General features: G+C 47.7%; 26 protein-coding genes and 1 pseudogene. 6 read left to right on the plus strand and 21 right to left on the minus strand.

The annotated features are described in order from the left end of the window. Positions 1-9 precede the first annotated feature (9 nt). The 13 genes from EK22_RS08830 to EK22_RS25230 form a co-directional block, all read right to left on the minus strand. Positions 10-1,146, minus strand: coding sequence for a TraK domain-containing protein (locus tag EK22_RS08830; RefSeq protein WP_081917809.1), 1,137 nt, complete (start codon positions 1,144-1,146; stop codon positions 10-12). Continuing rightward, positions 1,143-1,790: a TraE/TraK family type IV conjugative transfer system protein gene (locus tag EK22_RS08835; RefSeq protein WP_036250062.1), complete on the minus strand. Its 648-nt coding sequence runs from the start codon at positions 1,788-1,790 to the stop codon at positions 1,143-1,145. Before EK22_RS08835 ends, EK22_RS08830 begins: the two co-directional genes overlap by 4 nt. A 7-nt stretch (positions 1,791-1,797) precedes the next feature. Next, positions 1,798-2,079, minus strand: coding sequence for a type IV conjugative transfer system protein TraL (gene traL, locus EK22_RS08840; RefSeq protein WP_036250064.1), 282 nt, complete (start codon positions 2,077-2,079; stop codon positions 1,798-1,800). A gap of 1 nt (position 2,080) precedes the next feature. Next, positions 2,081-2,734, minus strand: a complete 654-nt coding sequence (locus tag EK22_RS23090; protein ID WP_081917811.1) for an OmpA family protein — start codon at positions 2,732-2,734, stop codon at positions 2,081-2,083. Next, a complete protein-coding gene (locus EK22_RS23095; protein ID WP_159654471.1) occupies positions 2,718-3,269 on the minus strand; it encodes a transglycosylase SLT domain-containing protein in 552 nt (183 codons plus the stop codon). Before EK22_RS23095 ends, EK22_RS23090 begins: the two co-directional genes overlap by 17 nt. Before the next feature lie 372 nt (positions 3,270-3,641). Further along, entirely contained in the window at positions 3,642-6,434 is a 2,793-nt protein-coding gene (traN, locus tag EK22_RS08855) for a conjugal transfer protein TraN (RefSeq protein WP_036250066.1), read from the minus strand. 5 nt (positions 6,435-6,439) lie between these two features. After that, positions 6,440-7,600, minus strand: a complete 1,161-nt coding sequence (locus EK22_RS08860; RefSeq protein ID WP_051961810.1) for a TraU family protein — start codon at positions 7,598-7,600, stop codon at positions 6,440-6,442. After that, on the minus strand, positions 7,600-8,784 hold the full coding sequence (locus tag EK22_RS08865; RefSeq protein ID WP_081917812.1) for a TrbC family F-type conjugative pilus assembly protein: 1,185 nt from the start codon (positions 8,782-8,784) through the stop codon (positions 7,600-7,602). Before EK22_RS08865 ends, EK22_RS08860 begins: the two co-directional genes overlap by 1 nt. Further along, a complete protein-coding gene (locus EK22_RS08870) occupies positions 8,744-9,301 on the minus strand; it encodes a S26 family signal peptidase (RefSeq protein ID WP_051961812.1) in 558 nt (185 codons plus the stop codon). The genes EK22_RS08865 and EK22_RS08870 overlap by 41 nt, the downstream gene beginning before the upstream one ends. After that, the gene (locus tag EK22_RS08875) at positions 9,285-9,587 is read right to left on the minus strand and encodes a hypothetical protein (RefSeq protein ID WP_036250072.1); all 303 of its coding nucleotides are present in this window, start codon (positions 9,585-9,587) and stop codon (positions 9,285-9,287) included. Before EK22_RS08875 ends, EK22_RS08870 begins: the two co-directional genes overlap by 17 nt. After that, on the minus strand, positions 9,584-10,165 hold the full coding sequence (locus EK22_RS08880) for a TerD family protein (RefSeq protein ID WP_036250074.1): 582 nt from the start codon (positions 10,163-10,165) through the stop codon (positions 9,584-9,586). The genes EK22_RS08875 and EK22_RS08880 overlap by 4 nt, the downstream gene beginning before the upstream one ends. A gap of 20 nt (positions 10,166-10,185) precedes the next feature. Continuing rightward, a complete protein-coding gene (locus EK22_RS08885) occupies positions 10,186-11,247 on the minus strand; it encodes a DUF475 domain-containing protein (RefSeq protein ID WP_051961814.1) in 1,062 nt (353 codons plus the stop codon). Further along, the gene (locus tag EK22_RS25230; RefSeq protein WP_036250076.1) at positions 11,240-11,431 is read right to left on the minus strand and encodes a hypothetical protein; all 192 of its coding nucleotides are present in this window, start codon (positions 11,429-11,431) and stop codon (positions 11,240-11,242) included. The genes EK22_RS08885 and EK22_RS25230 overlap by 8 nt, the downstream gene beginning before the upstream one ends. A 387-nt stretch (positions 11,432-11,818) precedes the next feature. Here EK22_RS25230 and EK22_RS08895 point away from each other — a divergent pair, with 387 nt between their 5' ends. From EK22_RS08895 to EK22_RS08915, 6 genes are all read left to right on the plus strand, one after another. Then, positions 11,819-12,109: a flagellar transcriptional regulator FlhD gene (locus EK22_RS08895; protein ID WP_152565052.1), complete on the plus strand. Its 291-nt coding sequence runs from the start codon at positions 11,819-11,821 to the stop codon at positions 12,107-12,109. 28 nt (positions 12,110-12,137) lie between these two features. After that, positions 12,138-12,845, plus strand: coding sequence for a FlhC family transcriptional regulator (locus tag EK22_RS08900; protein ID WP_036250081.1), 708 nt, complete (start codon positions 12,138-12,140; stop codon positions 12,843-12,845). A 2-nt stretch (positions 12,846-12,847) separates the two neighbouring features. Next, the gene (locus tag EK22_RS08905) at positions 12,848-13,456 is read left to right on the plus strand and encodes a hypothetical protein (RefSeq protein WP_152565053.1); all 609 of its coding nucleotides are present in this window, start codon (positions 12,848-12,850) and stop codon (positions 13,454-13,456) included. Further along, positions 13,437-13,904, plus strand: a complete 468-nt coding sequence (locus EK22_RS23570) for a FlhC family transcriptional regulator (RefSeq protein ID WP_081917814.1) — start codon at positions 13,437-13,439, stop codon at positions 13,902-13,904. Before EK22_RS08905 ends, EK22_RS23570 begins: the two co-directional genes overlap by 20 nt. Before the next feature lie 217 nt (positions 13,905-14,121). Continuing rightward, entirely contained in the window at positions 14,122-14,370 is a 249-nt protein-coding gene (locus EK22_RS08910; RefSeq protein WP_036250086.1) for an excisionase, read from the plus strand. 11 nt (positions 14,371-14,381) lie between these two features. Next, complete coding sequence (locus EK22_RS08915) at positions 14,382-15,590, plus strand: phage integrase Arm DNA-binding domain-containing protein (RefSeq protein ID WP_036250089.1); 1,209 nt, start codon at positions 14,382-14,384, stop codon at positions 15,588-15,590. Between the two features lie 279 nt (positions 15,591-15,869). Here EK22_RS08915 and EK22_RS08920 read toward each other — a convergent pair whose 3' ends face one another. The 8 genes and pseudogenes from EK22_RS08920 to EK22_RS24195 all read right to left on the minus strand — a co-directional run. Beyond that, on the minus strand, positions 15,870-17,681 hold the full coding sequence (locus EK22_RS08920) for a V-type ATP synthase subunit A (RefSeq protein WP_036250092.1): 1,812 nt from the start codon (positions 17,679-17,681) through the stop codon (positions 15,870-15,872). After that, a complete protein-coding gene (locus tag EK22_RS08925) occupies positions 17,678-18,370 on the minus strand; it encodes a DUF2764 family protein (protein ID WP_081917815.1) in 693 nt (230 codons plus the stop codon). The genes EK22_RS08920 and EK22_RS08925 overlap by 4 nt, the downstream gene beginning before the upstream one ends. Further along, positions 18,367-19,056 (minus strand): hypothetical protein, encoded by a 690-nt coding sequence (locus EK22_RS08930; protein ID WP_020160692.1) that lies wholly within the window; start codon positions 19,054-19,056, stop codon positions 18,367-18,369. Before EK22_RS08930 ends, EK22_RS08925 begins: the two co-directional genes overlap by 4 nt. Positions 19,057-19,068: 12 nt before the next feature. Continuing rightward, positions 19,069-19,521, minus strand: a complete 453-nt coding sequence (locus EK22_RS08935; protein ID WP_036250094.1) for an ATP synthase subunit C — start codon at positions 19,519-19,521, stop codon at positions 19,069-19,071. Continuing rightward, entirely contained in the window at positions 19,514-21,319 is a 1,806-nt protein-coding gene (locus tag EK22_RS08940; protein WP_036250097.1) for a V-type ATP synthase subunit I, read from the minus strand. The genes EK22_RS08935 and EK22_RS08940 overlap by 8 nt, the downstream gene beginning before the upstream one ends. Beyond that, positions 21,319-21,912: a V-type ATP synthase subunit D gene (locus tag EK22_RS08945; protein WP_036250100.1), complete on the minus strand. Its 594-nt coding sequence runs from the start codon at positions 21,910-21,912 to the stop codon at positions 21,319-21,321. Before EK22_RS08945 ends, EK22_RS08940 begins: the two co-directional genes overlap by 1 nt. Further along, positions 21,890-23,248: a V-type ATP synthase subunit B gene (locus tag EK22_RS08950; RefSeq protein ID WP_020160687.1), complete on the minus strand. Its 1,359-nt coding sequence runs from the start codon at positions 23,246-23,248 to the stop codon at positions 21,890-21,892. The genes EK22_RS08945 and EK22_RS08950 overlap by 23 nt, the downstream gene beginning before the upstream one ends. Positions 23,249-23,546: 298 nt before the next feature. After that, positions 23,547-23,702, minus strand: a pseudogene (locus EK22_RS24195) (IS110 family transposase); the annotation flags it as partial.

Genomic DNA, 23,702 nt, shown 5'->3' on the forward strand with positions numbered 1-23,702 from the left:
CCAGAATTATTAGAGCAGGGCCGGTCTGATTTCTTCGCCACTTTTACCTTCTGGCAATCGTAATAGAAGATAAATCTCGGTTTTTTCTCCAGGCTCCAACCTAACCTTCGGCCATGCTGCAACCGCCATGGTGTTTTCGCTGGCACAGAATGACTCTTCAAACGTTGTTGCCAAAAGTCCATTGTTTTGCGCGATAAGCACAACGATTCTTGAGTCGTGGCCTGACAGTAATTGACCTGGCCAATAGGTCAAACCAGGGTCATGGCAAAAGGTCATCGCGCGCAATTCATCCGTCAAATCCTCTAGCGTGAATCCTTGAGGGATTTGTTGCTTGCCGAGATTTTGCATAATTGCTTTAACCTCTGTGATATAGGGCGAATCCTGTCTGAATAACCTGTCATTTCTGGACGCCCCTGCTTCATTTGCATTGGCTTTTGGATCGGCCTCGATTCGAATTTCTACCGGCATAACTAATTCTTGCGGTGATAGTTGTAGTGACGCCGCATTGCCAGACTCGGAGTCTGAAATAAACATGCTCACAGGAGAATCTGAGTCGCTAGCGATATAAATTGCTGAGCCGTCGACCTTTGTTTCAACATTGTCTACTGTTAATACTTTCGGTTCCGCATAAGGCGTAACGATTCTATTCAGCTTACCTTTAGCGATGATCACGTTTTCTGTTCGCCCCGGTTTTGGCTGGATCGAAATTCCTGATTGCAAGCCAAGATCGAGCCCTTTGGAGTTTCTCGATTCTTCCACTGTATTTTCCTGGGTTTTTTCAGGGGTTTTATCCAAAACCTTTGGTCTTTTTTTGGGTTTCGGCGAGGGTTTTGGCTCTTCCTGCGGAACTGGTGTCTGTTGATCCTGTAATAATGGCTGATCCATCGCCCCTTGTCGCGGTTGAAAGTGCATAGTGGGCGATATTTGACCGGTTGCCTGCTGGGCAACGGGATCGACTATCACCTGTGTCTTGTCATTGTCATACGCTCCCAAATCACCGGCTTCGCCATTTTGATAAGAAGTTAAGGACGATCCATCTGCAGCCTCGAAAGGCAATTCTGGAGGTGGTGGCGTATCGTTATTGGCATAAGCACTAGTGAATGCAATTAACATCATAGAGTTAATCATTAACTTCAATTTCATCATGGTTGGCTCCTATTTTTTTGTAATGCTTTTTGGCGTTCTTCTTCAGCTTTTTGCTTGGCCTCTTCTTTTTGAATAACGCTTATTAATTTCGGCATGCCTTCATATGAAGCCATTTGAGTAATAATCGGTGAATACTGTTTTACATCAATTTTGAATTCAAAGGTTTGTTCGGTTGCGTCAGATTTTCCTCCGGCACCCGTCATTCTATTTTTTCCGGTCACAAATACCTTATCTGTTTCAGGCTCATAAGTAACCCTGACAATATCAAAACTAGATGTAACCTTTTCTTGTTTTAAGGTATCCAGTTCCTGGGCAATCTGCTCAGTAACGAGAGCTCGAATTTCCCCTGTTACCATTCCGGCAAAAGAATCTAAGACGAAATCCGCATTCTCTGGCGTGACATTTCCAATGAGTGTTGCGGTATACATTGCCCAAGCTTTTTTATAGCCTTCCGACGCTTTATTCTTTGCTATCTCCGCCTTTTCCGACAATTCAGGCGGAATCAATATTACGGATGAGTCCTTTTTAAGCCATCCGATAATAGTCAGCAGATTCAAACCTACCAGACTGATAATAACTAATTTTAAAAATCGATTTGATGCCTGCAGGCTTAACCACGTTGAAGCAAAATTTTTATAGTTCATATCGTCCTCAAAAAAAACGACGAATAAATGAAAGCGGTAATGACGTTGGAAATGATTCTTTTGAACCCATGCCGCCATACCAATACATTGCATGAAGAAGGAAACCAGATGCTTGCCTGTCTTTGATTTTGCGATAAAACTTGATCCCAACAAGCCCCATCACCAGCAATACACCGAGATAACCCACCATAATCCCAGCCCCAAATGCTATTGCCAGAAGAATGAATTCATCGAACTCCCAAAATAATATTTGCTGTGGGTCATCTAAATAATTTGGTATATCTCGCATATCAATTACCTGTCATGGGTATTAGGTTTGCTCTGCGGTTTTGAGCTCGATGAATTTCTGTATCGTTCGGAAATTCAGGCGAAGTTTCGCCAAATCCTTTCGTAGATATTTTCGACTCACTTATTCCATGCTGAACTAGATAGCCCTTTACAGCTATGGCTCTTTTAACAGAAAGTATTTTGTTGTATTTTGCGGAACCTTTCGAGTCAGTGTGTCCTTCAATGCTGAGATGCATTAAGTTCGATGACTCGATCTTATGAATAAGATCATCAAGTTTTTTTGATTCTCCATCTGATATTGATGATTGATCAAGCTCAAATAAAACGGTTTCTTTTTTCGGAATATAGTTTTCCGAAAGCGCATTAAATGGATATGATTCAAATGTCGGCGTTACAGGCGCTGAAATCGTTTCTTTATGACCTGAAACAGTTAGCGCATGCTGAAATTCACTTGGGACAATCACCTGGTCTTTATCGCCTTGAATACTCCTGTAATCCAAATCTGAAACGATCGGAGGCAGGTAAGCTTTTATGGTAATTTTTTCGCAATTATCATCGCCAAACAAAGACTCAAATGGACATGTATCCGTTGTAGCACAACCCGATAAAATTAAGGCAATAGCCATTAAATGCGGTAATTTATTTGATTTTTTCATTAATTATTTTCTCGTAACGTTTTATTTTTCCCACGTAATCGATTCCTCTGGCATGGTTGGACGGAGAGTGGTAGTCGGATACCGTTCTAGTAATATTTCTGTTAGTTTTTAAATCTTTCAAATAATCCGCAGCTACCCTGATATTCGTTCTTGGGTCTAGCAGGTCAGTTTCGTTCTCAACTTTGTCAGCATGCCAATAGAGATTTACCTGCATGATTCCCACATCAACATTCCTAATTCCTTTTTTAATCAAATCGACCAAAGCCGCTTCGGCAGCCTGCCTGGAAGCGTACCGCCGCGGTCCGGCTTGAACACCTTCATTGCCTTTATTAACATTGAGAGTCCACGGCCAAGGTCTGAAACTGCCATCTGACCAGTGCATGCCGCTTTCGTGTACTGCTATTCCATACAGAGTCGCGACATTTATGCCTGCATACTTTGCTGCCTCACCCCAAAAGCTGTTTGCCAACGCGGTATCAGGGAAAGCTCTTTGAGAAACCAACAATGAGAACGCGAGAATAAGATGTTTTTTCATGCCGTCATCGTAAATGGTCACGAGAAAATGCATCATGGTGAAAGGCGCTGTATTTCGGCCTCTTTTGATTTTTAGCTGGGGCGCAGCGATACTGCGCCTGTGAAAAATGGTGGAGATGCTGCGACAGCAGAGCTGTAAAGGTAAAACAGGTTTGCTAATCCCGTGACCAGTGTGGCACGCTGCATGACCGCGATATCAATGCAGCCAGGAATATTCTTGCGGCTGGGCATAGCCGTCCAGCCGGGCGGAGCCAATCCATCCTTTCGGATGAGGTGTCAGTTATCCACAGAATCTGTGGATAACCCTGTTCATCATTAATCTCCTGGCTACGTGCTATCTGGTTATCACTCAAATTGGCCAATAAATAGACAGCTACATGTTGTCAATTAAATATTGTCTTTGAGCATCGATATCGGTTCCTTGGGTTTGCAAATTGATCCTATCAATAACACTATTCGTCTGAGTGTTAGGTAGGTCACCAACGGTTGAAAACTGGGTGCTGTACATTTCGTCTGCTTTAGCCCCGTCCAGTGGCATGACGTTTGCCACTTTCAACATATTGATCCATTCACCAAAATCCATTTTGTCAAAATCAAGTTGACTGATTTCCTCTATCGTTAATCCTTCGCAAATTGGCGCCAATGGCTCACCAAAATCATTGCCCATTTGTTTCCTGGCCTGCTCCTGAAACACCCTAGCAAAAGGGCTTGAAAAACAGCAGTAAACTTGCTTCTCGGCGACACAGCTGCCTAAGAATTTAGACGAACAATAGGTCCCGATCTCATCGGGTTTGGTACACATTTTTTGATTTTTATACATTTGAAGCTTTATTTCTTCTTCCGTACAAGCAAAAACCAACTGGACAACAAGTTTTGCTATTTGATAAATCGCATAAATGATTCCGACAACGGTTACGATTGAGGACAGTAATGATCCGGCCATTGAATAGGTTGTCGTTGCAGCCGCACCAGTACCGCTTACCGTTGCTGATAGCAATGTTGATGCAGCGGTTTCCCCGAATGTCGACGCAATCCATTCACCCAGCCATTGCACGACTTGTTGTTTTATCGCCTCAATCCCTAAATCAACGCCTATCTCCTCGCCTAACATCGAAACAACAGAATCGGACATCGATGTAAACGTATCGGTAATCGCCGTATAGGCTTCTGATATTAAACTGACGGGCGTTTCAAGGACTGTCCCGCTAGTTAGTACCTGCCAGGCACCGCTCTGACCAATGCCTTCCAGTCCATACGTATATATCTCTACAGAGGTGTCAGCTAAGCTCCAAGTGTTCTTTGCCAACCAGATGTAATCAATCCAACTGCCTCCTATTGGCATATTGCAGCAATCAACCGATCCAAGGATTGATAAATCCGCCATTTGGCATGTGTAAGCCTCTCCTGCAAATAGTTTGCATGCTCCTGCAAGCGGATCGCAAGACAGTTGTTTTTGAGACTCATTCAGAGTTTGCAGCGCGGTTGCTGCTTTGATGAAATCCTCATTTGATTCTTGCTTGGGATCAACGCACTCCCCACCCATGCACCGGATTTGCGCGTCACAAATGGTATTTTCACCGTTGTTTGTTGTGTCGCATGTCGAGGCACTGTCAGTTCCGCAGTCATAAGTGACAATAAAGTCTTTGCATGCCCCGGTAACTGGATCTATTAGCTCGTTACCGTTTGCGTCCTTCTCGCATTCTTCTTTGATGTAAGCACAGGAAGATAAAGATTCGCAGGTGTTATGTTCGTTAGTGTCGTAATTGTATTGCGGACAAACTTGGTAACCTTGGTAGTCTGTGTAACAGTCCAGAGATATCGTTCCCGGCGTTCTTGTCTCCGCTCTATTACAAATTGGGTTGGGAGGCATGACAGGAGCATCCGGCAAGATGTCCGTATTATTTGAAACGTATGTCGTGTAATTGTTCGGAGTGATGGTTACGGGGCCAACCACCATTGCATTTGTCGCATCGGAACACTGCCACCAATCCGTCGATGCCTGGTCATTCAACGAACCGGATGATACAAAGGTAGGTGCTGTTCCACCTAGTGGCCATGCGTTAAACAATCTCTCGCGGCATCCAGCAGGACTATCAATAAATTGTTCTTCGATATCGGGTTCCGCTTCTACTTTTATTCTCGCGTAACCCTCTCCATTTCCATCGACCCTGGTTTGTTGCACGAAGCTAATTAACGTATCAGCCGCAGCTTGCTTGAATGTTGATGTTATATCCAAGTCCGGATATTCATCCCAACTGGTCCCGTGTTCGCAGCCTCCCCAACCCGATTGCCCGGTAAAAATCAATGCACCATTCATCCATATTCGGGTCTCGTCGTCATATTTGACGCGATAAATTGTCACTCGCTTGATTTTGTCGGGTCTTAACACTCTAAACGAGACGGATTGCGTGTATGTGTCGCAATTACCTGGCCAATAGTTATCGCCGACTATCCCAAGATTGAGAAAGGTACAACCTATACCACAGCTCTCTATGTTTCCATCTCCTGAACCGAATCCCATTACAGGACTATAAGCAAGGGATCGGGTTACAGAACACTTTTCTGTCTTGAGAGATTTTTTACATTGTTTCAAGTCCTCGACGTGAATCGAACATGATTTTTCACCCCAATTTGTTGTTTTTTCACAGCCGCTGAACATATCGTCGATCAAGGGCGAGGTTCGAGACAAAACGTCATCCGATTGCTTCCAAATCGGATCGTTCAGCATGTTCGGCATTGCTGTATTGGCGCCCATGAGCGTTTGATACGCAGCGGCATGTTGTGTTGAGCCTGTACTTAAACTTTCGATGCTGCTATTAACATAGCTTCCTTGAGCGCCGGCATTTCCATAAGCTGCGGCTGCGGTATCCATTGATCCCGGCTGGATCTCTTGGAACATTTCGTTTTGTTCTATGGTTTGGCCTGAAACCAATCCATTTGTCAGGGTAATCTGACCGGTCGAGCCATTAACATTTGGAACAGTAAAGCCTGACAGGAGGGAGCCCCCCAATGCCTGGCCTTCAGCCGCCTGATCGAGAAAAGCATCTGCGAACACGGGAAATGGCACAAAGAATGTCGCTAGCGTCAATAAATAAAACGCTGCAATAGAATTATGAAATATGCACACAATCAGTATGTGTGCCATCGGTTTTTGGATTTTATCCATGGCTTCTATTTTTCAATGTAACTCAGGCAGCAATCGGTATAGCGCCAAATCAGGTAAACAAAATCTTCACCTGTGCCCGGTATGTTTCGCCACTCACCCCATTTGAATGGGGATTCCCCAATGTAGTGGCAACAGTTTTCACCGGGCACGACCTTTTCAACCATTTCTGGTTGTCCGTTTGCTCCAATAACTGTATTGCCATTTGCATCTTTCTTCTCAGTCAGCATTTTTTCGGCTTCCGCTTCAGTGACCGGAAACAACATGCTCATCTTGTATTGTTGCTTTGGGACCATGGGGTAGATCGTTCCGCTACATAAAGCGTCATTGCCATAAGTTTTATGGGCTAATCCTCGCCTGTGAAGTGCGGCCAATACCCTTGCCGACAATAAACTGGTGTCTCTAGGAGGCGAAGCATCGGATGCAATGTTTCCTACGAACGGATATAAGTTGCCCCAGCATCCAGCACACCACCATAAAGAAGTCATGGGCTGCGATGCAGTCGTTACGGTGCAGTCGACCGTGCAGGCCGCTACAGCCAGAGGATTAGCAAACACCACTGCTTCGGGATTGAGGAAAAAAGCCAATTCATCAATATTCCATGTCGGGTCCAATTCAGACATGTACATCATGTCCATACTTCTAAAACCGCCCGCATTGCAGCTATTTTGAACAAACAGATCCAGGATCATGTACAAGGGATAAGCCCAATAGTGATAGTTGTAAAAGGTCTTATCTGTTCCGTCGCCTTCCACCTCTTTATGCCCACCCCAAAGTCTTACGCCGTTGTTGAACGATATACCGCCAAGGGCTGGAGAACAGTAAGGCTTTCTAACGATTTCAATGAGTCTTGCTGGCAGCCATGCGCTAGCCGTCATGCCAATATTTGGAATACCGTTGTCGTCGCTACAGAAGCAAAAGCTTTCATCCGTCGCTCCATCCGGTATATCGTTATCCATGTCGAAAAGTGTCATGCCCAAAAGCCTGACGGGAAACAAACAACTCCAACAAATGCCGGTCATCATTTTCTTTCCCCAAATATCGGCATCAGGGCATAACAATTTCTCTGCTGAAATCGTATTGCTATCGGAAGTATTGATGGTTTCTTGCGCCAGGAGATGGCCTGAGAGCACCAAGCCAAATAGAGTCAATAATATTTTCTGACGCATTAATGAACCTCACCGCTTGCAAGTTCCTTGGCAACAACGTGATCGCCTTGACCTTCAATTACAGTTGGCAATACCTCTAACTTGAACCGGTCGACGATGCTTTTATTGAGCTTGTACAAAGGACCGTTCACGAAATTGCCGGTCTCGTTGTAATGGCTCCAGCCACGCTCCTTGTCGATTTTGGAAAACAGGTAAATGACTGGCTTACCCTTTTTGAGAATTTCGTCGCCGGCTTTTTTGGCGATTGCAACCTGTTTTTTACTGGTGGCATCAAATATGATGTAGGCGTGCCGCATTGGCATCATTGCTTGCGGATTGATCCTGTCGCCTTTTTTGATAATTAATCGTCCGTCAGGATGGAAAATATCCTGCGTCGAAACGATTGTCATGTCGATAGTCCTTTCCCTGGTCTTTTCGGCCGGTCGTAAATTAAATTCGTCTTGTTTCTTCCAGAAATTGGCGATGGCTTCGGTTTTTTGTTTTTCCCAATCGACATTTGCCGCCCTGCGCTGTATTTCTTCAATCATGTCAGGCTCTAAAATGCCGTAAATTGGTCCCTTTTGGCCATGATCTCCAGGTTCTTGCTTGCTTAACCAATCGAATCCCGGTAAGCCACGAGCACTACGTGTTTTTCCTTCTGCATCGGTCTCGACTATTGTTGGTACTGCTGTAACATTGAATCTCGTAAACAATGTTGGATCGATGACAGCACCTGGGACTGGCTTTAATTTCTGCACAATCGGCAAAAGCTTTTTGGTGACTGACCCCGTGTTTTGGTCTTTCTCAACTCCTCGAAAAACCAGTATCGACTTGGTGGACGCTGCTTCTTCAGCCGCGGCTTTCATTTCATGCATCGGCATGCCGAACGAAACGAAAATCCAGCGTCCTTGCACAGCCTGAGCAAATGACCGCTTACCCATGTCAATATCGTTATCAGAACCTGGATTTGCGATCCGATTGCCTTCATTAAAAAGCTTTTCTAAAGGCGGACTTAAATGCATGGGTTTGGTTTTCAACCAATCGGGCAATTGTCGATTCATATTGGGCTGCTGTTGTTTAAGGATTTCCTTTAGAAAAAAATCGTCTTCTCCCGCCATAACGGAAGAAGACGACAGGTGCAGCACCAATGCTGCCAGGAAGCAACTAGAAAATTGGGTACGCGCGACCAATGACATCTTTTTCATCTACCAGTCCAAGAAGGTTATAACGAGAATCGAGGCTGTATTCATGATCACCGGCCACGAAGTATTTACCCAATTGGATCGTATTTTTCCCATCATGCAACTCATCATTTGGAAATAATTTCTTGAGGCTAAGACCTACTTCTTTACCGACAAGCGTCCGGTCGCCCACGGTGAAATCCCGGCCTTTCTTAGTAACAATGTTGCCTGGACCAGCGAGCAGGCGTTTAGTGAAGATATATCCATCTGGATAGGGATCGCCGTTGTGCCATTTGAATGCTATAAAGCCCCCGGTTTCGACATTTTTATCAAGACAAATCAGGAATAGCGTGTAAGGCAGGCTAGGCGTTTGATTGATAGCCAAACGGTAGTTGGCGTGTATTACTGCATACAATGAAATCAACAATAACCAAGTAATCAAATGCGACTTAAGGTGGTTGACTAAAATATGACCGAATGTCTTTGTTCGTTCGATAAAGACATTCAGCGTTAACGGTTCGTCACTATTCAATGTTGACATAAGCTTCCTCTGGAGCAGTCAGCACTGACTGTGCGTCGAGAATGACCACGCCGCGTTGGATTAACTCTTCAGTCGATGATTTAACTTTCGTCATAAGAGCTTTGGCATCGTCTTCGGTTTGGGCCTGGTTTTTCTCTACGGCTTTCTTGACTAAGGCTTGCACGTCGACTATTGCGATTTGCGCCGGCACTGGTGAAAAAGAGGCGGCGTAGTAGCCGCCCAAAGCACCAGAGAGGACACAAGAAAACAATAAAACCAACATTTTCAGTGGGGTTAAAGAAATCATGCGTCCAACCCATGTATGCGTGCGAATTCAGAAAGGCCGCCTTCAACCCCGCGACCAACCGCTTTAAATTTCCAGTCACCCTGATAGCGGTAGATTTCCCCAAAAATCATTGATGTGTAAGTTGCCGTATCTCCCTCTTCACTAAGGTCGTAACGTGTAACTTCTTCATGGGTATCTTTATTGACCAGTCGAACAAATGCATTGAGGACTTGGCCAAAGTTTTGTTTGAGTTTGTCGGCATCGTGAATGGATACGAAGATAATCAGTTTTTGAATTTCAGCTGGCACTTTATCCAGGAAGACATGAATGGACTCATCGTCGCCATCCCCAGAACCTGTTCTGTTATCACCCGCATGATTCACCGAACCGCAAAGTGACTTCTTGTTGTTATAAAAAATGAGATCTTTCTCATTTTTAGCCTTCTCGCTGGATCCCACCATTAGAATGGAGGCATCTAAATCAAAGGTTTCCTGGTCACTCTCTCTAACATCCCAGCCAAGGCCGACGATGATGTTTTTTAATGAAGAGTCCGTTTTTGACAGATTGATATTACCGCCTTTGGTCAAACTTAAAGCCATTTTTTACCCCTATGAGTTGGTTAAGAAATGTTGTGAAGGTTGGGATAACGCTGCTTGAGCGATTCCGGAGCAACAAGCAATGCCTGTTGTTTGTTGTATGAATTTGAGGACCAGAGAGATAGGCCAATCAAGACGGCGCCGGTAACTCCTGTTATCACTTCTGGTATCTCATGAACGATGCTGGCCAGCATGAGCATTGCCAATGCGAGAATGGCGTAATGGGCGCCGTGTTCGAGGTAGATGTATTGATCGAGTACGCCTTTTTTGACCAGGTAAATGGTCAGTGATCTAACGTATAGAGCTCCAATCCCCAAGCCAAGCGTGATGATTTGGATTTCTTGAGATATTGCGAAAGCCCCAATGACACCATCGAAGGAAAATGAGGCGTCGAGCAATTCAAGATACAAAAACGCAATGAGTCCACCTCGTTTGGCGGTTTGCGTGATTGACATTTGATCTTCGGAAACCGCAAACAGACTGTCCAAACTGCTCACGAATCCGTAAAGAAATATACCCCAAATACCACCGATCAAAACCGATGCCTTGATTTCAGAAGGTACTGTGGCGCTAATGATCAATAGGCAAGCGAGCGAGATTGTCGTGTTTACTGCATCGATTTTGCCCAGCGATTGAAGACGTTTTTCGATGGCCCCGATCCATAAGACATCACGCGTCTCGTCAAACATGAAGGACAATCCGACCATCAACAGAAACATACCGCCGAGCGACGCGATCATCGGATGAGCCTGATGTAAGTGGTGCGTGTACTGCTCGGGTGAATTTATCACCAGCAAAATCACATCATGAGAACTTAATCCTGTTGCAAATGACACCACCATGACTGGAAAAACCAGGCGCATGCCAAATACGGCAATCAACATGCCCCATGTAAGGAAACGCTTCTGCCATATCGGTTCCATGTTTTTTAGCACACCGGCATTCACGACGGCGTTATCAACCGAGAGGCTTATTTCCAGTATCGCCAGCACTAAGACTAGAAAAGCATCTTTTATCCCATCTGTTACAAAAACCGCGATCAAGACCAGCGTCAAGATAGCGTGCGAACCATAAAAACTACGCACGTTTGTCTCCCTTGTGAACCAATTTGACGCTCAACAGTTCTGGTGGAAAAGACCTTGAAGTGTAGGTTTTGAACGCTTTTAGTGCTTGATCGTTATCAGACTTTGCATTTATTTCTCCGGCCTGGGACGGGTTGGCCAAAGCCATACAAAGAGCAAGAGCACAGGTTATTAATTGTTTTCTCATCAATTTTTCTTCCGGTTAACGTTGAAAAAATCTTACGAGAAACAGCTTTTTTCCATCGGCACAAAAGACGCTGTTTTTCGGCCTCTTTCGATTTTTGAGCGTTCGTTGACCCTAAATGCGTGATATCTCTGGAGGGTGTAGAGAGGACGAATTGACCACAATCGGTTCTTGAATTGGAGCGGCGCCTGTGTAGATCAATATTTACATATTTCGTCAACAAGGTTTTTTGATTACATAATTTTTGGAGTGACTAGCATTTGGGATGTGTGACCCTACATACCTTGCGCATCATGGCTTGCGCGGGTTATTGCCCTTTTGGGTGATTTTTCGCGCTATGGCATTTTTAATGCCTCAGCCAAAATTCACCCAAAAAAATAATATGGAGATGTGATTAAAATTATGAATCTTGTTAACGATGATTTAAAAGCTATTAACTTCCAATTTTTGATGCTGGCCAGGGAATGCGCCCGGCATAATCCCATGGAGGCTATTTGGAGGTTTAATCTTAATGACATAGAAATCGAGAAAATTGCCAGCATGACGCTGGAAGAAATCAAAAGCCTGTCTGAATGCGGCAGGGCTGTCTTTAGAATGCCGTCCGTCATGCCAGCGCCGCACGGTATTACATCAAGTATAGCCGCAGCCTTATTACCAATTGCGTCGCTCGCACAGGCTTAAAGGGGGCTAAGTGATAACGGAATCTCACTTGCGGCTTACACCCAAAGAGACAGACATTTTAGGTCTAAAACGCAAATTAGATCTGGCAAAAGGCATCATTGAAAAAGGGGGGCGACCTTCGATTGTGAGAGCTGTTTGCCAGATATCAAAAGCATCCGCTCTTCAATTCCATAAAGAGATCCATGGACAAGGGCCCTCAGCCGGTCTATTGCCCTATGATCCTGACTGGATAGTCAAAGCGCCGCAAAATTGCCTACATGCTTCAATTTATTTCAATGTTTTTCAAACGATTTCCCAAAAGGCGATCAATGGCGAGAAACAAGATATTTCGTCTATCGGCAAAGTCGGGAACAAGGAAACTAACAGCCTCGACCCCAAAAAAAATACCGAAAACGAAACCGCAAAACATGCAACAAAAGGCGAAATCTTCCTTGCTTCCTATATGCTCTATGAGCAAATTATTGGGGGCAATCCTAAGATACTAAATATCAATCGGGCTTGGCACATTGGACAGCAGATTGCCATGGCTTACATAGGTGGAATTAGCTGCGCCCGATGCAATTCGTCATATGTTTCCATTCGAGATTACCCAGAGCTTTATAAACTTTGTCCACTATGCGACTCAATTACTGATTCAAGTGGGCGTCAAAAATGGAAAACGCCTAACCTGAACGTTAACAAGAAAAACGCTAACGATATATTTTCAAAATATACGTTTCATTCGGAGGCGTTGTGATTTTGTTAAAGAAGTTATATAGACGAAAAATGCTTAATTCGGAAGGATCTGATCTTTCCCGGGTCGTTACTGAACGATTGTTGACTTCTGATCAGATTTGTCGAGTAGATTTCGATTCAATCGCTAAAGTAACAGTAGTTTTCTTTCAAGATTTTTTGTTCCCGCTGGTTCTTGAGTTTGGGAGCGAAACCATAAAAAGCAGGGTTCATTTGATGAATTTGTCAGATGACCATCATTTGGCTTACGAAGAAGCGCTTTTAAAGTCCTTCCAATATTTGGACAGGGTTGTAGCTCGGGACAGCAAAACATTTGGCGACATATCGGATATCACTTGTGATTTACTTATTAAGGCCAGGGAGTTATCACGCCGTGATCCATCTGCTGCTCATATTATTTTTGGGTTGGGGTCTGGAATGATTGAGTCCCTTGCGAATATGGATATTGAACAAATTCGTCGAATTTCGTCTTCTGGCGTTATTTGTTTTGAACCACGATTTACTACCGAGTTCGCATCGAAACTGGCTGCCTTACAAGGAGATGAGATCGACGTATTTTTGAATGTCATCGGTAGTATAGACATGGAAGGGGTCTATGAGTCTGAATATCATTGAGCGATATGCTACCGCTATTGAGCTTTTGTCGCTTGAGGCAAGAATTAACATCATCTCTGATGAGACAGGATTGTCGCCTAAGATTCTACGCAAAGCATTTGTCGATATGCACAAACGATCCCCACCGAGAGGACCGTTAAAGTTCAACTCGAATTTTATCTATAAGAGTTTTACAAGAACGAAGCAAGCCACTGTATTTGTTTTTTATTTTCGTATTGAAATCCATGATGACTTTATTCAGCGATGTATTAACGCATATCGCCGATACGAGACATATATCTTGACTGTTTATAAAGTCAGACCAATTTTCGATTTTTCTGATTCTTGGATGATTGCAAAATGGTCAGAGTGTGGGATTTTAAAGCTGGTGCGATGTGGCCATTGTCGAAGCGCCAAACTGATTAATAATGAACTGCAGCAGAATGTGTGCTGTATTTGTAAATATTGAGTGAAGTCCTTTTCATGAAAGTCTCTACTTATTTCGCTTTGATGGCAGAATTCATTACGGCACATATTCCTTAACGGGTTAGCAGTCAAATGTACGCCATGGCTTCGTTGGTACCGAGGCTATGGCTACACATCTTGATCAAAATCTAGACGACGCTAAAAAAACCTAGGAAAAAATTAACAATTGAGCTGAAACCTTTGCAACTTTGAGTGACAATATGACCGTGCTAGTACCCCTAGAACAGTGGAACGCAATAAAATTCGGAGGGCGCTATACACCCAATACCTTGCGCACCTGGGCGAGAAATGGCTATATCAAGCCCCCCGCCCAGAAAGTAGGTAGAGATTGGCTGGTGCAAAGAGATGCTATCTTCCAGAAACCACAAAAATCCATTGAAATCCCAAGCAATGTTGATACAGGTATATCGCCTGTGGACCCATTGGTTTTAGCTATTTTGAGTAAATAGGTATTAAGATTATGGCGCCTCGTCGCAGATCGTCAACGAATCGAGATTTAAACAAGATACCAAACCTCTACCGCAAAGTAGACAAGCGAACAGGAAATCTATCTTTCCAGTACAAGGACCCTCGAAATGGAAAGTTCTGGGGACTCGGCGCAGACGAAGAAACAGCTAAAAATCGCGCAAAACAACTCAATGCGGCAATTTATGCACAACTAGCGCAAATCACGCCAGATAACATCATGGCTGAGCAGCCTCGCATCAAATCCGCGGGTATACCCTTCAATAAATGGGTCGATGAATACCTGAAAATCACCAACGACCGTTTGCAGTCTGGAGAGATTAAACCAAACACTTACCGAACGCGAATCCATCTAGTCAAACGTTTAGGCGAGATTTTCGGCAATAAAGGAATAAAGGGAATCACAGTTAAGGAAATTGTAACTAATTTGGATGCGTATCGCGCCGCTGGCAAAGAGCGTATGGCGCAGTCATTACGCTCCACACTAATCGATGTTTTTGCGGAAGCAATACAAGCCGGAGAATTAGATTCCAACCCCGCAACTATGACAAAGAATAAAGCCGTACGCGTGAAACGCGCTAGGTTGACGTTCGAAACTTGGCAAACTATTTTTGATTCCGCAGAATCACTTCAACCCTGGGTGCAAAATTCCATGCTGCTGGCGATTATTACAGGGCAACGCCTGGAGGATATTGCTCTTGCACGCTTCAAACGCGGTTCTGACTGGGAGCCAGCATTTTCGGCATTCATTCAGAAAAAGCCATACTCGATCAAACCTTATGCGTTCATAGATGGCGACTTCTTACATGTGCCCCAACAAAAGACACGAACGCTGATCAAAATACCATTAGCTCTTCGTTTGGAATGTATTGATGCTAGCTTGGGAGATGTCGTCACAAGGTGCCGAAAGCATGCCCTTTCTCAGTACCTTGTTCATCACACCCGACGCGGAGTAAATCAAGAAATTGGTGATCCTGTTCATCTTAATACAGTGAGTAAAGGATTCAAGAAAGCGCGTGTGAAATCAAGACTGACGTGGGATGGATCTCCGCCGACATTTCATGAACAGCGCTCACTTGCTGAGCGGTTATATCGTGACCAAGGCTTAGATACGCAGCGTCTACTTGGTCACAAATCCTCAAAAATGACTGACCTATATCATGATTCCAGAGGTGCGGAATGGCTTGAAATAGCTATCAAATAGAATGAATATTTTGGAGTAATTTTGGGGGCATTTTGGGGAATGACGCAACACATTGACTTATAAGATGTTTTTTTCATGCTCGTATACTGCCCATGCAGACAAAAAGAACTTTGATTTTTTTCATAGTGTTACCAAATTTAAAAAAATTGCTCCATTATATTACGCGGCAACCGGGGAAGATATGACCAAGACTGGCGATAATCAGAAATTCGCCTATTCACTCCCGGCGTCGCCGGCTAAATGAACATCATCAATGAACAGACAATGCGCAGTCTTTTTTTAAATAGCGGATTGATAAAGCCGGTCGATTTTCGCCAACAGCTCGGCATATTCCGGCGATTCCGGGCGCGCGTAATTCAGGTTCTTGAATAACCCGGTCAGGCGCGTAAAGTAATCGCGCGCATCATCCTGGCTGGCAAACCGGTAATCCGCGCTGACCAGATCGATGATTTTTCGAAAATTATCCCGCTGCCGCTTGATCGGCACGGCCACATCGACTTCGTCGAACGCATCCTGCTGCAGATACACCATATCCAGGAATTGAGCCTCCTGGTAGAGCACAAAATCGTCCAGCGTGATGCCCTCCTCGCCGGCGACCTGTATCATCTGATAGACATTGTCGCCCCGCTTCAGCAAGGCCAGCATGGCCAACACACTCTCCGTCCATCTCTCGCCCATGTGCTCTTCATACCAGGGTTTTAGCTGGTCCGGATAGCGCGACCAGGACAATAACGGATCGACGGCCGGATAAAAGCGTTTATAGGCCCTGTCGGCGCTGAGCCCCAGAAAGGTTTTGACCGTGCCCAGCGTGGACTGCGTCACCGGCTCCTCAAAGTTGCCTCCGGCCGGCGATACCGTGCCGATCATGGTCAAACTGCCGGTCGAACCGTCCTGGTTCAGAATGACGCCGGCCCGTTCATAAATATTCTTGATGGCCGAATCCAGGTAAGCCGGAAACGCTTCCTCGCCCGGAATTTCTTCCAGCCGCCCCGAGGTTTCGCGCATGGCTTGCGCCCAGCGGGATGTCGAATCGGCCAGCAGCAAGACATTCAACCCCATCTGCCGGTAATACTCGCCCAGCGTGATGCCGGTATAAATGGAGGCCTCGCGCGCCGCGACCGGCATGGACGAGGTGTTGCAGACAATCACGGTCCGATCCATCAATGAGCCGCCGCCTCTGGGATCGGACAACTGCGGAAACTCGGTGATCGTTTCGACGATTTCGCCCGCCCTCTCGCCGCAGGCCACGATGATGACGATATCGACTTCTGAATTCCGCGAGATCAGATTCTGGAGCACTGTCTTGCCGGCGCCGAAAGGCCCCGGAATACAACCGGTGCCTCCTTTGGCAATCGGAAAAAAAGTATCGATCAGACGCAGATGCGTGATCAGCGGTTCAACCGGATATTGCTGCGTTACCACGCTGCTTTTTATCAATTTCTGGGGTATGGGCCTGCGCACCGGCCAGCGCTGCTTCAGGGTGATAGCGCGCTCCTTGCCGTTTGCCAGCTGTATAACCGCGACAGCATCGTTGACCGTGACCGCACCTTCCTGTATCCAGATGACTTTAACCAGCCCCGCCACGTCAAACGGCACCATGATTTTATGGATAAAACCGCGCTCCGGCACCGTGCCAATCACGGCGCTGGCAGGCAGCATCGCACCGACCTGAACGGTCGGCGTAAAAGCCCATTTGGCATTGACATCGAGCGCCGGCAGATCGACGCCCCGCGGCAGGAAATAGCCGAATTCCGCCGCCAATTGATCCAGGGGATTTTGCAGGCCGTCATATACCTGTCCCAACAGGCCCGGCCCCAGCTCCACCGACAGCATCTCGCCGCTTTGCTCGACAAAATCACCGACACCGATGCCGGCGGTGCTCTCATAAACCTGCGCATCGGCCTTTTTGCCGTGTATCCTCAGAACTTCCGCTTTCAGGCGCTCGGCATGCCGGGACTCGCTTCGGCTCGGATGTATGTAGATGACCTCATTCTTTGTCAGCGGAAAATCCGCGCCCTCCACGGTTTCGATAGACACGATATCATCCTGAACCGCGATGATCCGGGCTGTAGTTACATTTTCACGACTCATATTCTTCCAAAATCCAGCATAAAGTCCTGGAGCTCCGCATCAACCAATTGATCAAAGCGCTCGATGGCATTCGCGGCATTGTAGTTAGCCCACCGATTGATCACATTCCAGCGCAGGACATAGATCACCACGGCCGGAAAATCGAAATAATGCTGACTGCCTTCTCGGGCGCAGTGCTGCCAGACCAGGTTCAGCAGCAGCTTTTCCAGTTCATAGCTTTTATTTTGCGCCACCAGCTCCCGCGCCTGCGGCAGCCAGGGCAACAGATGAGCGATACCGAAATCAGGTTCATGCCAGTTCCTGGCGATAAAGAACGGCCATTTGCCAAACCCCGCAAAGGTATTTTTCTCCGGCGCCGGCATGCCGGCATGCCTTTTTCTGAGCGCCGAGACCAAGGTTCTTAATTCCAGCCGCCAGCGGATCAAATTTTTCAGAAAGTCATCATTGATCAATTCCAGCATTTCATGGCTTTTTCTGACGATCTCCTCGTCGGTCCCCATTCCGACATGCGACCAGTGCAGTAACGTTTCGATACGCTGTAAGTCTTCGGCATCGCGGGCATCCAGCAAGGCCAGGCGTTTATCGAGCTGAATACGTGAGACGGGCGTCTGCGTGGTCGATAACAGATCCGGTGCGTGCGGAGGCAGACTTGCCAGCAGCATGGTGTATTTAAAACGCTCGGAGATCACTTGACGATACCCTGCAACAAGGCCCGAAAGCGCGGCTGAACATGTTCCAGCAATAACGCCGCTACCGTCTGATCCGAGAAATCGATCACAATATTGTCATCCTCAAGCTTGATCAGCAGGCCGCCGTCCAAATCACCGGACACCTCGAATTTTACGCCCCCGCGCAAAAGCTCGGCAGCTATCGAGGCCGTAAACTGCGTTAAAGCGCCCTCCCTGAGCTCTTCCGGATTCCGGCGCAGTTCCTCGACGCCGATCACATCCTCGGGCAACTGAATAACCACCTGCCGGTTATCATCGATGCCTGTTTGATCGCGGACGCGTCCCGCCAGGGCCAGGATCAGTTTTTCAAGAAAATCCTCCTGCGTCATTTGCTTGCCGACCACACGCGTGACTTCCCGGCTGAAGCTGCCCAACAACGTGTCCCGCAGCCGCAGGAACACGTCCCTGGCCGCCAGTTTTAACGCATCCTCGCCGGCCGCTTTCAAGGCCTCGGCCTCGGCCCTGGCGTTATTGATAATCAATTGTGCCTCAAGCTCCGCCTCGTCGATAATCCATTCGGCTCTTTTTTGCGCGTCGGTGACGATGCTTTCGGCCTTTTCCTGGCCGGCGGCAATGCCCTGCTCTTTCAACCGGTTGATCAACGCCTCAACACCCGATGAGACGAAAGGCAACTTTTCATTGTTCATGAATCAATACCATCAAGTCTGCGGAATGCCGCCGGCCAGAACCAGGGCGAATATAAAGGCGAAAACGGCAAAGCCTTCAACAATCGAAGCCGGCGCGATGGACAACCCGAAAACCTCGGGCTTGGCTTTGACCGCATGAATGGCCGAAGCGCAGCACTGCCCCTGATAGATGGCACTCAGCATCAATGCCAGCCCGGACAGGATACCAATCGCAAAAATACTCGGGGCGATTTCGGCCGTAATGGTCCGGTTCAGTGTAAACATGATGACAATGCCATAAACGACCTGAGAGGAAGGCATGGCCGAGACCCCGACATAACGCCCATAGCCGCCTTCGGAATCCAGCATGGCGCCGATGGCGGCCTGTCCGGCAATCGTGCAGCCGATCATACTGCCGATCGCACCCAGCGCCATGGGAGCAAACAAGCCCATCCAGCCCAGAAAAATAACGATGAATTCAGTCATTACCTACTCCTTTTTTAGAAAACGGCTTGAACGGATAGCCTTCATCAGAGACGCTCCACTTGTAAAATTCGATATAGTTCAGCCTTAAACCATGTACGACGCCGCTCATCACGCACAGCGCCAGATTCAGGACATGTCCGACCAACAGAACCAGAATGCTTAACAGCAGTCCCGCACCCGGTACCGCATGATAAATCTGCTCGGCGAACTGGTTAAACGTCAAGGCCAGCGAGGCTCCCGCCAGGCCCAGGGCGAACAGGCGCATGTAGCTCAGCACATTGCCGAATATTTCAGTCAGCCCGGTCAGGCTTTTAAAACCGTCCAGGATAACCCATAACCAGTCTCGAGGCTTAACGACTGTGCGCTCGCTACTGAACATCAGCAAAAACAGACAACCGACCGCCAGGGCGCCATAGCCCAGTTGCTGAATTAAATGCTGGTGCGGACCAGAGACCTGCCAGATCATAAAGCCGCCGATGACAATGGCCAGCCATCCCACAGGCACAAATGCCGTTTTTTTGCCCCAGCGATGATAGGCCATCACGCCATTGGCCAGCGCGATATGGGCGACGCCGACAAAAATTGACAGGCGCATCATCGCGTCGAAATCATTGATGTCCAGTAATTTCAGTGTTTCCAAGGGGCTGTCGGGCGCTGGGCCATAGCCGAAATAACTGCCTATCATGACGCCCCAGACCAGCGATGCCGCCAGCGTGACCATAGACAGCATGCGCAGGCGCAAGCCCTTTCTTGACTGCCCCAAAGCCCGCCATTTGCCGGCCAGCAACAGCATGAACAACGCCGCGTACCCGGCATCGGACAGGATCATGGCAAAAAACAGCGCGAACGAGAAAAACACGGCCACGGACGGGTCCCAGCCAAAATAGCCCGGCGTTTGGTAAAAATGTACGATGTCCTCGCCGCTTGCCAGTTTTTCGGGATTTTTCAATAGCGTCGGCGGCGTATCGCCCGCCTCGGGGTCTGAGATCATCAACGCCAACCGGTGCTGCTTGGCAAACCGTTCAAAAACGGCGAGCTGCTCCTCGGGAGCCCAGGCCTGAATCATGAAAAGAGCATCACTATCGAGCGTGAGCGAATGGGCCAGCCATAATTCGCACCGGTTCGCGGTCTCGGCAAGATTGACTTCAAGCAATGCTATCCAGCGCGTCAGGGATTCTCTTTCGGCCTGCAGATCCTGGAGTGTCAGTTCGATCTGGTTGAGTTCGTCTTTTAACCGGGACAACGGCACCTTGCCGGTATGCGTTCTGGCCACGGGCATGCTTGAGGCCGGCGGCTCCTGCCCGGCAATCACGACCACATAGCTGTATAAATTATCCTTGTGCACCACCTGCCAGGTCAGATCAACGGCCCACATCTGTTTCATGAGGCGCTCCGGAACGATATAAAACCAGAGATTCAGCCCTCGCAGTCCGTCTTCAGGCAGCCTGAAATCGCCCCAGGGTTCGATTTCCTTGATCCGTTTCTGCAACGCATCACGCTTATCGGACAGCGTTCGCATACCGCTTTGGATAGTCAGCACCGCATTGATCACGCCATCCAGATCAAAATCCTTTGTATTGTGCACCTGATGGCGTTTATTGGCGCAACGCTTTAAATACTTCAGCGCCTTGCCGGCGTTTTCGGCCTGTCTTGACTGCGCAAGTTCGGCCGGCGTCAAACCGTCCTCCTTGAGCGGGATAAGATGAGTGCCGCCCAGCTGCTGCAGCTTTTCCAGAACAGTCGATTTTTCGCTGATCAATCCGCAGAAAGTCAGTTTTTTTAACTTGACGATGGCCATTAGTGCTGACGTTTTTGCTTGGTGATTTTGGCTCTGACGACGCCGGCCCGTTCCGTATCGGACAAGGAAATCCGTATTCTTTTTATATTTTGCTCCGCCTTGGGAATCAAGACCTTATCAAACAGATTAACGCGTTGAGTGACTTTTTTAACGGCGGTGTCCAGCGTATCCAGACGTCGCCGGCCGACCTGATATTTGACCTTGAGCTCCATCATGCGTTTTAGCTGAATAACCGCCGCATCCACCCAATGCGGCTTGGCATAGGTGGAATAGGGTTGGACATGGATATCGATATGCTCAAGCACCGGCACATGAATGCCGACGATATTCTCCTCGCTGACCTTGATGGAGGAGACCGTGACCAGGCCCTGCAAACCGACCTGGGTCTCGGCGAGCATGGGCAGTTCCCGGAGCACAAACTCACGGCACTGCCGCATCATCCGCTCGGTTTCGGCCAGGCTTGCCGCCGCCCTGTAGCGTTCGGCCAGCAACTGCCGACGCTTTAGATCCAGCGATGGCAGGTACTGCCTATAGCGCTTGAGCTGCGCGCTCTCCTTGTGCAGCGCGGTTTTACTGAGCGACAGCCTGGCCATGCCTATCCTTCGGGAAATATTTATCGATCAACCCCTGCTTCATCAACAGCTGGTCTTCGGTAAAACACTCGGCCAGGGTCTGCCAGCTCAGATCCAGCGCCTCTTCCAGCGTCATGGAGACATTGATGTCCATGAACCGCTCGCGGAACAGCTTGCCGAACTTCAGCAACTTCTCATCAAAAGACGATAGATCGAACGCCATGGCCTGTTTTTGTTCGGCCTCGTTGGCGGCCGAATAAAAACGGATCATTGTATTCATGATCTGTGCATGGTCCTCGCGGGTAACTTTGCCGATCACATGCTGTTTCAGCCGCGAAAGCGATCCGAATGGATCAAGCATGGCGTTGTGCAGATAAAACTGGCCCTCGGTAATATAGCCGGTATTGTCCGGCACCGGGTGCGTCACATCGTCGCCCGGCATGGTTGTCACGGTCAGTATCGTCACCGTACCCGCGCCCTTGTAATCGCAGGCTTTTTCATAACGCCGGGCCAGTTGCGAATAGAGATCGCCGGTGTAGCCGCGGTTGGACGGCACATGTTCCATCGACACGCCGACTTCTTTCAGGGCATCGGCATAGGCGGTCATATCGGTCATCAGCACCAGCACGCGTTTGCCCTCTTCCACCGCGAAGCGTTCGGCGACGGCCAAGGCCATGTCCGGCACCAGCAGGCGCTCGACGATAGGATCGGAAGCCATGTTGCAATACATGACCGTGCGGGCGAAAACACCGGCCTGTTCAAACCGGGTCTTGAAAAAATGGTAATCGTCGAAAATCAGCCCCAACCCCGCGAACACAACGATATCGGCATCGGCCTGTATGCCGATGCGCGCCAGAAACGGGTTGAAAGGTTCGCCCGAGATGGAAAAAATAGGGATTTTCTGGCTTTCAACCAGACAATTGAATAAATCGATCATCGGCACGTTGGTGCGCATCATTTTGGAAGCCAGCACGCGCTTCATCGGATTGACCGAAGGCCCGCCGATGCCGACTTTAGGGTCCGGCTCCAGCTGGGAGCCGCCGTCCATGGGTTTGCCCGTGCCGGTAAAAATACGCCCCAGAATGTTCGGTGAATATGTCACCCGCATCGCATGTCCCAGAAAACGCACGGAAGCCGCCGTGGAAATGCCCTGTGTGCCTGAAAATACCTGCAAGGATACCCGATTGCCGTCGATCTTGATGACCTGGGCCAGGGATTGGGTGCCGTTATTATCCTCAATCAGGGCCAGATCGCCAAAGCGTGTACTGATATCTTGTTTTTCCGTAGCGGCATGCACGGTAATAATATTGCCGACAATGGCAATAATATTATGATGTCTGACCATGCGTTCAATCACGGGTAACTCCAAAGCTAAGGGCAATGACAGGATTATACCGCAAGCGCGAACGGCTTGGTTTACTGTTAAGGAACGTGAATTTTATAATTCCCGCAAATGACTTGTCTTTCCGTCCCTCTTCGGCGTTGCCTACAGGGATGTAGGCAAGGGGCGTGAGCAGGAGCGGAAGCTTTGCGCAAACAGTTACATGGCTTGCCATGCGCCTGTTTGCGCGCCTCGGCAACTGCTCCATGCGTCGCCTAAAGCGCCTACTGTTGGTGCTCTACCTCCTGCATCCATGCAGCAACTGTGTTCAAAATCAAGCCTGATTGGCAAAATCAGGGTTCCACTCGCTGCCTGTTTTTGCCATGGAATTGAGAATAGTGAGCAATTTCCTCATACAGGCAACAAGGGCCACTTTTTTTAGCTTACCTTGGGCCAACAGACGTTGATAAAATAGTCTTATTGGCTTGTT

It is taken from the genome of Methylobacter sp. BBA5.1 (assembly GCF_000746145.1).
In the GTDB taxonomy this organism is placed as follows: Bacteria; Pseudomonadota; Gammaproteobacteria; order Methylococcales; family Methylomonadaceae; genus Methylobacter; species Methylobacter marinus.